The sequence below is a fragment of the Sanguibacter suaedae genome, assembly GCF_016342785.1.
Classification (GTDB): domain Bacteria; phylum Actinomycetota; class Actinomycetes; order Actinomycetales; family Cellulomonadaceae; genus Sanguibacter; species Sanguibacter suaedae.
The window spans coordinates 39,326-51,813 of record NZ_JAEINH010000006.1 but is presented as its reverse complement, the minus strand read 5'-3'; the positions used below and the strand labels follow the sequence as shown (position 1 = coordinate 51,813).

At 73.5% G+C, this 12,488-nt stretch carries 10 protein-coding genes and 1 pseudogene; 6 read left to right on the top strand and 5 right to left on the bottom strand.

The window, feature by feature from the left end:
• The first annotated feature begins 84 nt into the window (after positions 1-84).
• From JAV76_RS08605 to JAV76_RS08585, 5 genes are all read left to right on the top strand, one after another.
• Positions 85-684, top strand: a complete 600-nt coding sequence (locus JAV76_RS08605) for a single-stranded DNA-binding protein (protein WP_198733636.1) — start codon at positions 85-87, stop codon at positions 682-684.
• A gap of 170 nt (positions 685-854) precedes the next feature.
• On the top strand, positions 855-2,537 hold the full coding sequence (ettA, locus tag JAV76_RS08600) for an energy-dependent translational throttle protein EttA (protein ID WP_198733635.1): 1,683 nt from the start codon (positions 855-857) through the stop codon (positions 2,535-2,537).
• Positions 2,538-2,583: 46 nt separating this feature from the next.
• Positions 2,584-4,572 (top strand): GTPase domain-containing protein, encoded by a 1,989-nt coding sequence (locus JAV76_RS08595; protein WP_198733634.1) that lies wholly within the window; start codon positions 2,584-2,586, stop codon positions 4,570-4,572.
• Positions 4,569-6,176, top strand: coding sequence for a GTPase (locus JAV76_RS08590; protein ID WP_307844096.1), 1,608 nt, complete (start codon positions 4,569-4,571; stop codon positions 6,174-6,176). The genes JAV76_RS08595 and JAV76_RS08590 overlap by 4 nt, the downstream gene beginning before the upstream one ends.
• A 64-nt stretch (positions 6,177-6,240) precedes the next feature.
• The gene (locus JAV76_RS08585) at positions 6,241-6,738 is read left to right on the top strand and encodes an acyl-CoA thioesterase (RefSeq protein WP_198733633.1); all 498 of its coding nucleotides are present in this window, start codon (positions 6,241-6,243) and stop codon (positions 6,736-6,738) included.
• 11 nt (positions 6,739-6,749) lie between these two features.
• Here the strand turns inward: JAV76_RS08585 and JAV76_RS08580 are convergent, their stop codons facing one another.
• The 4 genes from JAV76_RS08580 to ptsP all read right to left on the bottom strand — a co-directional run bounded on the left by JAV76_RS08580 (position 6,750) and on the right by ptsP (position 11,027).
• On the bottom strand, positions 6,750-7,733 hold the full coding sequence (locus JAV76_RS08580; protein ID WP_198733632.1) for a DNA topoisomerase IB: 984 nt from the start codon (positions 7,731-7,733) through the stop codon (positions 6,750-6,752).
• Between the two features lie 48 nt (positions 7,734-7,781).
• Positions 7,782-8,690, bottom strand: a complete 909-nt coding sequence (locus tag JAV76_RS08575; RefSeq protein ID WP_198733631.1) for an acyl-CoA thioesterase — start codon at positions 8,688-8,690, stop codon at positions 7,782-7,784.
• A 7-nt stretch (positions 8,691-8,697) separates the two neighbouring features.
• Positions 8,698-9,096, bottom strand: a complete 399-nt coding sequence (locus JAV76_RS08570; RefSeq protein ID WP_198733630.1) for a globin — start codon at positions 9,094-9,096, stop codon at positions 8,698-8,700.
• A gap of 239 nt (positions 9,097-9,335) precedes the next feature.
• Entirely contained in the window at positions 9,336-11,027 is a 1,692-nt protein-coding gene (ptsP, locus tag JAV76_RS08565) for a phosphoenolpyruvate--protein phosphotransferase (RefSeq protein ID WP_198733629.1), read from the bottom strand.
• Between the two features lie 104 nt (positions 11,028-11,131).
• Between ptsP and JAV76_RS08560 the strand changes: the two are divergent.
• A pseudogene (locus JAV76_RS08560) lies at positions 11,132-11,365 on the top strand (PTS sugar transporter subunit IIB); the annotation flags it as partial.
• 97 nt (positions 11,366-11,462) lie between these two features.
• On the opposite strand, the gene JAV76_RS08555 reads toward JAV76_RS08560, so the two are convergent.
• Positions 11,463-12,479, bottom strand: coding sequence for a mechanosensitive ion channel family protein (locus JAV76_RS08555; protein WP_198733627.1), 1,017 nt, complete (start codon positions 12,477-12,479; stop codon positions 11,463-11,465).
• Between the last annotated feature and the right edge of the window lie 9 nt (positions 12,480-12,488).

The window sequence follows — 12,488 nt, the reverse complement described above, 5'->3', positions numbered from 1 at the left end:
TGCGCGTCGGCCGGGCGCCGCCACCCACGCTGTGAGCACACGGGACGGCGACCGGCCGTCCCGGTGGAGCACAGGAGGACTGCCATGAGCGTCGACACCAAGGTCACCGTCGCCGGCTGGGTCGGGACCCAGCCCAAGCACTTCGTCTCGGAGAGCGGGACGGACTTCACGAGCTTCCGGCTCGCGAGCACCAAGCGGTACTTCGACCGCGCCGAGGAGCGCTGGGTGGACGGCCCCACGACGTGGTTCACGGTCAAGACGTGGCGCGGCACCGCGGTGAACGTCGCCGAGTCGTTGCGGCGCTCCGACCCGGTCGTCGTGCACGGCACCCTCACGAGCGAGGAGTGGACGTCACCGGAGGGCCCGCGGTCGTCCTTCGTCATCGAGGCCGACGCCCTCGGCCCCGACCTCTCCCGAGGGCAGGCGACGTTCCGGCACACGGTCCACCAGCGGGCGACCGACGGGGACGGTGGTCCGCGGGGTGCCGCGCGGACCACCGACGGTGAGGACGCGCTCGACACGCCCGACAGCGGCAAGGAGGACGTCTGGACCGTGGCGCCCGGGGGAGCGCCTGCGCCGTCGGACGCCTCGAGCGACCAGGCGGTCGAGGGCGGCACGGCGACCGACGAGGGCGCCGCGGACACGGCCGACCGCGAGGAGCTCCTGGTCCCAGCAGGGGCGTGAGGACGCCGACGCCGGGACGGCGTAGGCTGGGGGGTTGGTGCCCGTCCGTCCGTGCCCGTCCAGCGCCCCCGCGGCGTCGGACCTCACGGACCGGGCAGGCGGGCGCACCCCTGACCCGCGCGAGAGCGAACCCGCTGCGCGCAATCGAGCATGAGGCGGACAGAGAGCCAGTGGCTGAGTTCATCTACTCCATGTACAAGACGCGCAAGGCGCACGGCGACAAGGTCATCCTGGATGACGTCACCCTGAACTTCCTCCCCGGGGCGAAGATCGGTGTGGTCGGTCCCAACGGTGCCGGGAAGTCGACGATCCTCAAGATCATGGCGGGCCTCGAGCAGCCGTCCAACGGCGAGGCACGCCTGTCCCCGGGGTACTCCGTGGGGATCCTCCTCCAGGAGCCCCCGCTCAACGAGGAGAAGACCGTCCTCGGGAACGTCGAGGAGGCCGTCGCCGAGACCAAGGCGAAGCTCGACCGCTTCAACGAGATCTCCGCGCTGATGGCCGAGCCCGACGCGGACTTCGACACGCTCCTCGCGGAGATGGGCGAGCTCCAGGAGGCGCTCGACCACGCGGACGCGTGGGACCTCGACGCCCAGCTCGAGCAGGCGATGGACGCGCTGCGCTGCCCGCCGCCGGACGCCGACGTGACCGTCCTGTCCGGTGGTGAGCGCCGCCGCGTCGCGCTGTGCAAGCTGCTGCTGCAGAAGCCCGACCTCCTGCTGCTCGACGAGCCCACCAACCACCTCGACGCCGAGTCGGTCCTGTGGCTCGAGCAGCACCTGTCGTCGTACGCCGGCGCCATCCTCGCCGTCACCCACGACCGCTACTTCCTCGACCACGTCGCGGAGTGGATCTGCGAGGTCGACCGCGGGCGCCTCTACCCGTACGAGGGCAACTACTCGACGTACCTCGAGAAGAAGGGCGAGCGCCTCAAGGTCCAGGGCAAGAAGGACGCGAAGCTCGCCAAGCGTCTCGCGGACGAGCTCGACTGGGTGCGCCAGAGCGCCAAGGGCCGTCAGACGAAGTCGAAGGCCCGTCTCGCCCGCTACGAGGAGATGGCCGCCGAGGCCGAGCGCACCCGCAAGCTCGACTTCGAGGAGATCCAGATCCCGCCGGGCCCGCGGCTCGGGAGCGTCGTCATCGAGGCGTCCGACCTCAACAAGGGTTTCGACGGTCGCACGCTCATCGACGGCCTGTCGTTCTCGCTGCCCCGCAACGGGATCGTCGGCGTCATCGGCCCCAACGGTGTCGGGAAGACGACCCTCTTCAAGACCATCGTCGGCCTCGAGCCCCTCGACGGCGGCGACCTCAAGGTCGGGGAGACGGTCTCCATCTCCTACGTCGACCAGTCGCGCGGCGGCATCGACCCGAAGAAGACCCTCTGGGAGGTCGTGTCCGACGGGCTCGACTACATCAAGGTCGGCAACGTCGAGATGCCGTCCCGCGCCTACGTCGCCGCGTTCGGGTTCAAGGGCCCGGACCAGCAGAAGCCCGCGGGTGTGCTCTCCGGTGGTGAGCGCAACAGGTTGAACCTCGCGCTCACCCTCAAGCAGGGAGGCAACCTCCTGCTCCTCGACGAGCCCACCAACGACCTCGATGTCGAGACGCTCGGCTCCCTGGAGAACGCCCTGCTCGAGTTCCCCGGCTGTGCCGTCGTGGTCTCCCACGACCGGTGGTTCCTCGACCGTGTCGCGACGCACATCCTCGCCTACGAGGGCACCGAGGAGAACCCGTCGAGCTGGTACTGGTTCGAGGGGAACTTCGCCTCCTACGAGGAGAACAAGGTGTCCCGGCTCGGCGTCGACGCCGCACGTCCGCACCGCGTGACCCACCGCAAGCTCACGCGCGACTGACCCCGCTCGACCGGTGCGAGCAGCGGATCTCCGGCAGACTGCACCCATGCCTGACGGAGCCCGCGCACCCGCACGTCCCGGCGACGCCGTCCTCGACGGCGTCGCCGGGCTCGTCCGGGCCCTGCGTGACCTGCGCGCGCACGTGGAGGCGACCCGCTTCTCCCTCGAGACGGTCAGCGCCCCCCGAGCGCGCCGCGAGCGCGCCGCGGTCCTCGACCAGCTCGACGACTACCTCCTCCCCAGGCTCGAGGCCCAGGGAGCGCCGCTCCTCGCGGTCGTCGGCGGGTCCACGGGGGCCGGCAAGTCCACGCTCGTGAACTCCCTCCTGGGGCAGCACGTCACCATCCCGGGCGCGCTGCGCCCGACCACCCGGTCCCCGGTCCTCGTCCACCACCCGGACGACGCCGTGTGGTTCGACTCCTCCCGGGTGTTCCCGCACCTCGCGCGAGAGGTCCCCGGCAGCGGCCCCGTCCCACCCCCTCCGTCCTCCGGCAGCGCCGTCCCCGCTGGCTCCCGGACCGCCGACGAGCCCGCCCGGTCCCTGCGGCTCGTCGCCAACGAGGCCCTCCCGCCGGGGCTGGCGCTCCTCGACGCACCCGACGTGGACTCCGTCGTCGTCGGCAACCGGGAGCTCGCCGCCCAGCTCCTCGCCGCGGCCGACCTCTGGGTCTTCGTCACGACCGCCTCGCGGTACGCGGACGCCGTCCCCTGGGACATGCTGCACGACGCCGCCGGGCGTCGGGCGCAGGTCGCGATCGTCGTGGACCGTGTGGACCCCGGTGCGGAGGTCGTCCGCGACCATCTGCGCGGCATGCTCGCCGAGCACGGCCTCGCCTCCGCACCCGTGTTCCTCGTCCCCGAGTCGACGCTCGTCGACGGGATGCTGCCCGAGAGCGCCGTCGCACCGCTGTCCCGGTGGCTCACCGACGTCGGCGGCGACGCGACGGCCAGGGACGCGGTGATCTCCGCGACGCGGGACGGTGTCGTCGACGACCTCGCCGGGCGGGCGATGTCCGTGGCGGACGCAGCCGAGTCGCAGACGCACACGGAGGCATCCCTGCGCAGCAGCGTCGTCGCCACGCACGCAGAGGCCCTCGACGAGGTCACCGACGCGCTCTCGGACGGATCCCTGCTCCGCGGCGAGGTGCTCGCCCGGTGGCAGGACTTCGTGGGGACCGGTGACCTCATGCGGAGCGTCGAGACCAAGGTCGGTGTGCTGCGCGACCGGGTCACCGGGTTCTTCCGCGGCCGGCCGGCCGCCGCGCCGCGCGTCGTCCAGGCGGTGTCCTCGAGCCTCGAGGCGATCGTCCACGACGCGGTCGACCGTGCGGCCGGGCGCACATACAGGGAATGGTCGCTGGACCCGGCGGGCGTGGCCCTCCTGGGCGGTCTCGAGCTGTCCCGGGCGTCCGCCGACCTCCGGCCGGAGCTCGCCGCCCAGGTGCGCGCCTGGCAGGCCGACGTCCTGGCTCTCGTCGCGGACCGTGGCGCGGACAAGCGGGGCCGGGCACGCCTGCTCGCCGTGGGTGTCAACGGTCTGGGAGCGGCACTCATGGTCGTGGTGTTCGCGCAGACCGGAGGCCTGACAGGGGCAGAGGTGGGGATCGCCGGCGGGTCGGCCGTCCTCGCGCAGCGGCTGCTCGAGGCGGTCTTCGGTGACGAGGCCGTGCGGTCCCTCGCCCGCGACGCGCAGACCGCTCTGCTCGCCCGTGTCTCGACGGTCCTCGCCGGGCATGCCGCCCGCTACACCGATCGCCTCGACGCGCTGGAGCTGCCGCAGGACGCCGGGCGGCACGTCCGTCTCGCGGCGCAGGCCGTCCAGGTCGCCGCGTCACGGGAACGCGACGGCCGCGCGCCGGTGACCCGCCCTGCCGACGAGGACCGCACCGGACGGACCGGTGCCCTGCGCGGAGCGACGCTCGACGTCGTCGACGACCCGTACGGGCCCGCAGGGACAGCGACCTCGGGTGACGTCCCGGACGGGTCACCTCGCCGAGGGCTCTGGCGTCGGCTCCTCGGGAAGGCCGACAGGTGACGCGGCGCACCCGCTCGCGGCACGGTGCGAGCCTCGACCAACGGGTCCGGTCCCTCGAGGTCGCGGTCGACGTCGGGCGACGGTGGTTGCCCAGGGGTCTCGTCGACCGGGCCGACCACGTCGTCGGGAACGCGCGCGCCCGGCTCGCACGGTCCGTCGACCACACCGTCGTCGCTCTCGCCGGATCGACGGGCTCCGGGAAGTCCTCGCTCTTCAACACGGTCGTCGGGTCGGAACTCTCCCCGGCGGGCGTGGTCCGGCCCACCACGGCGCGCCCTACCGCTGCGGTCTGGGACGCCGGGGGCGAGGTCGGTGACGCCGCGACGCTGCTCGACTGGCTCGAGGTGGACCGTCGCACGGTGCTGCGCGACGAGAGCCGCGACGGGCTCGTGCTGCTCGACCTGCCGGACCACGACTCGGTCGCCGTGGAGCACCGGGTGCGGGCCGAGCGCCTCGTGGAACGTGCCGACCTCCTCCTGTGGGTCGTCGACCCGCAGAAGTACGCCGACGCGGTGCTCCACGAGCGCTACCTGCGACCGCTCGCCGGACACTCGGACGTCGTCGTGGTCGTGCTCAACCAGATCGATCGGCTCGGCGCCGCCGAGCAGGCCCAGTGCCTCGCGGACCTGCGCCGTCTCGTCACCGACGACGGTCTCCGGGACGCCGTCGTCCTCGGTGTGTCGGCACGTACCGGTCAGGGCGTCGACGAGCTCCGTGAGCTGCTCGACCGGGCAGCTCGCCGGCGTGCGGCGTCCACGGAGAGGCTCGTCGCCGACGTGCGCGCCGCGGCGACGGCGATCCTCGACGGCTGCGGGCTCTCGCGGCCGTCCCGCGTCCAGGACGGCGCCCGGGAGGAGCTCCTCTCGGCGCTCGAGGACGCCGCACGGGTGGACACGGTCGTCGATGCGGTGCGCGGCTCCGCCGAGCTGCGGGCGAGGGCCGCGACCGGGTGGCCGGTCACCCGATGGGTCGGGCGGTTCCGGGCCGACCCGCTGCGCCGGCTCAACCTCCACCGCAAGGCGGTCGACGCCGACCTCGCCCGCACCTCGTTGCCGCCCGCGGACCCTGCGATGGCAGCGCGGACCCATACCGCCGTGCGGACGTACGTCGACACGGCCGCAGCGGGCGCACCCGACCCCTGGGTGGTCGCGGTGCGGCACGCGGTCCGCGACGAGTCGCTGCCGGACGCCCTGGACCAGGCCGTGGCGCGCACGGAGCTCGACGGCGAGCGCCGCCCCCGGTGGTGGTCGGTGGTGTCCGCCCTCCAGTGGGGTGTCCTCGGCGTCCTCGTCGTCGGTCTGGCGTGGCTCGGCGCGCTGGCGCTCCTCGCGTTCGTCCAGCTGCCCGTCCCGAGCTCGCCGGACGTCGAGGGGTACCCGATCCCGACGCTCATGGTCGTCGGCTCGGTGGTCGGGGGGGTGCTCGTCGCCCTGGTCTGCCGGGTGGTCGCCGCGGTCGGGGCGCACCGGGCCGCGCGCCGGGCCGCCCGGCGGTTGCGCGCGCAGATCGAGCTCGTGGCCCGCGCGGCCGTCGTGGACCCCGTCGAGCAGTCGCGGCTGCGCCTCGACGAGTGCCGTGCCGCCGCGGCCCTCGCCGGCCGGTAGTCGGGCGCCCGGCGCGCCGCGGCGCGCCGTGGGGCGCCGTGGGGTCCGCCGGTACGGTGGGTGCATGACGCGACTGCACGTCCCCGTCCGCCTGCGCTGGTCCGACCTCGACGCGTACGGCCACGTGAACAACGTCGAGGTCCTCCGTCTCCTCGAGGAGGCGCGGATCAGCGCCTTCTGGGCCCACCCGGAGGCGGAGGAGGTCGACGCGTGGCCCACGGCCGTCCTCGAGTCGGGGCCCGCAGCCACGTCCCACACCCTCGTCGCGAGGCAGGAGATCGAGTACCTGCGTCCGCTCGCCTACACGCGGGCGCCGGTCCGCGTGGAGATGTGGCTCGGACGGGTGGCCGGCGCCAGCCTCGACGTCTGCTACGAGATCCACGGCGACGTCCCGGGGACCCCGCGGACGGGGCCGACGCTCGGCGAGCAGCCGTTCGTCCGGGCGAGCACCACGATCGTGGTGACCGACGCGGCGAGCGGACGACCGCGCAGGATCACCGCGCAGGAACGGCTGGCCTGGCAGCCGTACGTCGAGCCACCGGTGGTCTTCCGCAGGAGATGAGGCCGCCGTGGTCAGCCGAGGAGGTCCAGCACTGCTGCCTCGGCGGCACGCGTCGACCGGGTCGGAGAGATCGTCCTGCCCCGTTCCCAGAGGTCGAACAGCCTCGGGTCGATGTACGAGGCACGGCACACGGCCGGGGTGTTCCCGAGCTCCGCGGCGACCTCCCGGACGACGCCGGTCACCACGGACCTGCGACGGCGGTCCGACGACGGCGGCGCACCGGCGTCGGCGAGCCCCTGCGCGGCGAGGACGGTGGCGTGCCACGTCCTGAAGTCCTTGGGGCTCGCGTCGTCCCCGAGGAGGTCCTTGACGTGCGCGGAGACGTCGCTGGACGTCACCTCACGCCACTCGACCGGTGAGGACGAGACCTGCCACGCGAGCAGTCGCTCCCCGCCGCGTCGCGCCCGCAGGGCCCGGACCGCGGCGTGGACGTCGGGGTCGTCGAGGACGAGCTCGCGCACCTGCCCGGACTTCGCCGGGAAGCAGAACTGCACGGTGCCGTCGGTGCGCGCCGTGACGTGCTCCTTGAGCAGCGTCGACAACCCGTAGGACTCGTTCTGCTGGGCGTAGGCCTCGCCCCCCAACCGGAAGTACCCGACGTCGAGGAGACGGAACGCGAGGGCCAGCACCCGTTCACGGGGCATGCCCTCCACCCTCAGATCACGGGCCACCCTGCGCCGGGCGGCGGGGAGCCGCGCACCCACCAGGAGGACGTGGTCGTGCTTCGCGCGGTCACGCCGCTCACGCCACTGCGGGTGGTAGATGTACTGACCCCGTCCCGCCGCGTCGTGCCCGAACGCCTGGACGTGCCCGTTGTCGACGGGGCAGATCCACACGTCGGTCCACGCCGGTGGGACGGCGAGACCCCGGCACCGGGCGAGGACCTCCGGGTCGGTGATCCGTCGTCCCTGCGTGTCGAGGTACGTGAACCCTTTGCCGGAGCGCCGCCGCGTGAAGCCGGGCGAGGAGACGGAGACACGGCGCAGTCGTGGCATGGTGCCAGTGTGCACACGGCGCCCCGCGCGTCGCGCGGCGAGCGGCCGTCAGACCTCGGGGACGCGGACCATGCCCTCCTGGGCGATGCTCGCGACGAGGGTGCCGTCCTGGGCGAAGACGCGCGCCGAACCGAGGCCCCGACCCCCCTGCGCCGACGACGAGGACTGGACGTACAGCAGCCAGTCGTCGACGCGGACGTCCCGGTGCCACCACATGGCGTGGTCGAGGCTCGCGACGCTCAGCCCGGGCGTCGCCCAGCTGTGGCCCACGGTGCGGAGGATGGGTTCGAGCATGATCTGGTCGCACGCGTAGGCGAGGACCGCGCGGTGCAGGAGCTGGTCGTCGGGCACGGTGCCGCGCGAGCGCATCCACACGGCCTGGTGGTCGGTGGCCTCCGGGCCCGCCCCGAGGTACAGGGAGCCCTGCACGTGGCGGACGTCGAACGCGGACTGGCGTGACCACCACCGGGCTCTGGGGTGGTCGATCGCGCTGAGCGCGTCGTGGGCGGACACCACGTCGTCGGGCGCCGGGACGTCGGGCATGGCGGACGAGTGCTCGAGGCCGGGCTGGTCCTCCTGGAAGGAGGCGATCATCGACAGGATGGCCTGGCCGCCCTGGTACGCGTGCGTCCGACGGGCGCTGAACGAGCGTCCGTCACGGAGGCGCTCGACCGCGAAGTCGACGGGCTGGGCGACGTCACCGGCTCGCAGGAAGTACCCGTGGAGGGAGTGGGGGAGACGTCCGCGGTCCACGGTGGCGCCGGCCGCGAGGAGCGCCTGGGCGAGGACCTGCCCGCCGTAGACGCGTCCGTTGGGCTGGTGCACGCTGGCACCGGAGTACACGTCCTCGCCGGTCTCGGCCCCGTGGTAGCTCAGGGCGAGGACGTCGAGCAGGTGCGCGAGGGGGTCGTGGTCCGCCGTGGCGGTGGTCGGTACGGGCTTCTCGGGGTCCGGCACGGTCGTCCTACTCGTCGAAGGTGTTGATGAGGGAGTGCGCGGCACGCTCGAGGTAGTCCCAGAGTGTCGCCTCGTGGAGCGGCGGAAGGCCGAGCGTCGCCACGGCGGCGCGCATGTGCGCGAGCCAGCGGTCCCGCGCGCCGGGGTTGACCTTGTACGGGGCGTGCCGCATGCGCAGGCGCGGGTGCCCGCGCTGCTCGGAGTACGTCGTCGGACCTCCCCAGTACTGCTCGAGGAACATCGTCAGCCGGACCTTCGCGGGGCCGAGGTCCTCCTCCGGGTACATGTCGCGCAGGACCGGGTCCGTGGCCACCCCGTCGTAGAAGGCGTCGACGAGACGCACGAACGTCTCGTGGCCTCCGACGAGCGCGAAGAAGGACTCGGGGGCTGGGGTGGTGTCGCTCACCCGGCCATCATCGCAAACGTCGACGCCCGGGTGGCCCGGTGCCGGGCGTGCGTTGCCTCACGCCCGGCGGGCGAAGCGGGTCCGACGGGTGCATCCTAGAGGTGGGCGGTGCCGGGCAGGGGGCGGCTGCCGCCGGACGGAAGTCCAGGGTCGGGAGGTGCCGCGACGGAGCGCACCTCCCGTCTCCCTGTCCCGCTGCGGCCACGTCCTCGGACCACGGCCCGTCGTGCACGCGCTCCTCAGAGTCCCAGGGCGTCGAGCTCGGGCAGCCGCGACCGCACGACCTCCCGGGCGTCCTGGGCCGACTCCGCGGCGAGAGCCAGCTGCGCGACCTGCCGGCACGTGTCGACGTCGACCACCTCGAGCGCCGCGGCGACGTCGGCGAGCGCACGGGGGGTCATCGAGAGCGAGGTGACGCCGAGGCCCACGAGGACGAGGGCGAGGACGGGGTGGGAGGCAGCCTCCCCGCACACGCCCACGGGCCGGCCCTGCGCGGCACCGCCGCGGCACGTCGCTGCGACGAGCTGGAGGACCGCGGGCTGCCAGGGGTCGGACAGCTCGGCCAGCGAGCCGAGGAGCCGGTCGGCAGCCATCGCGTACTGCGTGAGGTCGTTGGTGCCGATGGACGCGAACGACGCACGGGCCAGGATGGGTCCGGCGAGGAGCGCTGCGCTGGGTACCTCGACCATGACGCCGGCGACGTCCAGCCCGTGCCGGGCGCAGGCCGCCACGAAGTCCTCGGTCTCGGCGACGGTGGACACCATGGGCGCCATGACCCACACGTCCGCCTGCTCGAGCGAGGTCGCGGTCGCGATCGCCCCCAGCTGGTCCTCGAGGAGCCCCGGGTACCGCTGAGCAGTCCGCAGCCCTCTCACCCCCAGGGCCGGGTTCTGCTCGTCGTCCGCAGCGAGGAACGCCAGCGGCTTGTCCGCCCCGGAGTCGAGGGTGCGCACCACGACCTTGCGCCCCGGGAACGCGGACAGGACGCGGCGGTACTCCGCGACCTGCTCCTCGACGGTGGGCGGTGTGTCGCGGCCAAGGAAGCAGAACTCCGAGCGGAACAGACCGACGCCCTCGGCCCCCGCGTCCGCGGCGGGCCCCGCCTCGTCGGGGGAGCCGATGTTCGCGAGGAGCTGCACGCGGTGCCCGTCGCGGGTGCGACCGGTCCCCGAGAACGTGCGTCGCCGTGCGGCGAGGGCGCGGGCCTCCTGCACCTGCTCCGCGGTGGGGTCCAGGGTGACGACGCCCGTCCCGCCGTTGACGAGGACGGTGCTGCCCGCGGCGAGGACCTGCGACGCGCCGCGCGCCGCTACCACGGCCGGGATCCCGCGGGACCGCGCGACGATCGCGGTGTGCGACGTCGGCCCCGCCCCGTCGGTGACGATGCCCACGACGAGGTCGGGGTCGAGCGTCGCCGCGACCGACGGCGGCAGGTCGGCCGCGACGAGGACCACGGGACCGCTGCACGCGGGCAGCCCCGGACGAGGACGGCCGGTGAGGACCGCGACGAGACGGTCCCGGATGTCCCGGACGTCGTCCGCACGCTCGGCCAGGTACCCGCCGAGGGCGGCGAACTGGTCGGCCACCTCGGCCGCGGCCTCCCACACCGCCCGCTCGGGCACGAGGTGGTCCTCGACGACACGGCGCCGGGCGTCGGCGACGAGCGACGGGTCGGCCGCGATGGCCGCGGTCGCCTCGAGCACCTCCCGCGTCTCGCCCGTCGCCCGCGCCGCGGCGTGCTCGAGGTCCGCGGTGACGACGGTGCTCGCGTCGTCGATGGTCGCGGCGCTCGCCTCGTGGTCGTCCCGGGGCGACAGCCGCAGGCCCGGCGACGGCTCCTCGACGGGTTCGGACAGGTGCACCACGGGCCCGACCGCGAGACCGGGGCACACCCCGATCCCGGTGACGGTGCGGGGACTCGTGCTGCCCATACGGACCTCCTGGTCGTTCGCTCTGAGGAAGTCTCGCAGGACTTCTTCGTCGAGGCGACTACTCTTGGTCCCGGGAGTTCGTCCACGCAACGAAGAGGAGTTATTCGATGAGCAAGGCAGAGCAGATCCTCGAGGCGCTGGGCGGCCAGAAGAACGTCGTCGACCTCGAACCCTGCATCACGCGGCTCCGCGTCGAGGTCACGGACCCGGACCTCGTCGACGAGCCCGGCCTCAAGGCGACGGGGGCGTTCGGCGTCGTCCGCTCCGGCCGCGTCGTCCAGGTGATCGTGGGCCCCGAGGCCGACAACCTCGCAGCAGAGCTCGACGGGCTGCGCTGACCCCTCTGCGTCGCCCCCGGGCCCCGCACCTCGCGAGGCCCGACCCGACGGCCACGTCCCGGCGCACGCCGGGGCGTGGCCGTCCGTGCGTCGCGGGTCAGGGAGGTGTGCCAGGGCCTCCCACGGGTCCCGAGGTGCTCGCGGCCGCGGCGGCGTCCGTCGACGTGGCCCCCGTCTCGGAGACCACGAGCGTCTGTTGCTGGATGGCCATCTGGACGCGTGCCCCCTCGAGCTCCTCGCGCACCGCGACGCGCAGCGCCCGCGCGACCTCCCACTGCATCGCGGGGTTCGTCTTCACCTGGACCTTGAACTTCATGGACTCCGCGCTCAGGGCCTCGATACCGATGACCTCGGGCTCCTCCTGGAGATAGGTGCTCAGCACCGGGTCGTCCGTGAGGCGCCGTCCCGCGCTCCGCAGCAGCTCCCGTGCACCCTCGACGTCCGCGTCCGGGCGGAGCTGGACCTCCACCATGGCGCGGGCCCACCCCTGGGTCTGGTTGCCGACGCTGAGGATCTCCCCGTTGCGCAGGTACCAGAGGGTGCCCGAGATGTCCCGCACCTTCGTCACGCGCAGCGCCACCGCCTCCACGGTCCCCGTGACCTCGCCGAAGGTCACGACGTCACCGACGCCGTACTGGTCCTCGAGGAGCATGAACGTCCCCGAGAGGAAGTCCTTCACGAGGCTCTGGGCACCGAAGCCGAGGGCCACACCCGCGACGCCGGCGGACGCGAGCAGCGGCATGATGTTCACGCCCACGTCCGAGAGCATCATGAGCAGCACGACCGCCCCCACCACGAGGGTCGCCCCCGAGCGCAGGACCGAGCCGATGGTCCGGGCGCGCTGGGCGCGGCGGGCGCTCGCCAGCGGGTTGTTGCGGAGGATCGCGGACCCCACCTCGGTGCCTCCCAGCTCCCGGAGGCCCGGCCTGCCGAGAGCCGTGCCGTCCGCGATGTGGTTGGTCACCGTCCGGATCACGCGGCGCAGCACGACGAGCACGACGAGCCCGACGACGAGGGTGATGAGGAGGCGCAGCGGGGTCCCGAGGAACCAGTCGAGCCACCAGTCGGCGCTCGAGGGCTCGAAGTCCTCGGGAGCGATGTCGGAGAGGTCCATGGGGGCAGG

Bases quoted from the DNA above. Each gene is read 5' to 3' on its own strand.
- JAV76_RS08595 (WP_198733634.1), top strand. From the start codon at position 2,584: ATGCCTGACGGAGCCCGCGCACCCGCACGTCCCGGCGACGCCGTCCTC.
- JAV76_RS08580 (WP_198733632.1), bottom strand. From the start codon at position 7,733: ATGCCACGACTGCGCCGTGTCTCCGTCTCCTCGCCCGGCTTCACGCGG.
- JAV76_RS08605 (WP_198733636.1), top strand. From the start codon at position 85: ATGAGCGTCGACACCAAGGTCACCGTCGCCGGCTGGGTCGGGACCCAG.
- JAV76_RS08585 (WP_198733633.1), top strand. From the start codon at position 6,241: ATGACGCGACTGCACGTCCCCGTCCGCCTGCGCTGGTCCGACCTCGAC.
- ptsP (WP_198733629.1), bottom strand. From the start codon at position 11,027: ATGGGCAGCACGAGTCCCCGCACCGTCACCGGGATCGGGGTGTGCCCC.
- JAV76_RS08555 (WP_198733627.1), bottom strand. From the start codon at position 12,479: ATGGACCTCTCCGACATCGCTCCCGAGGACTTCGAGCCCTCGAGCGCC.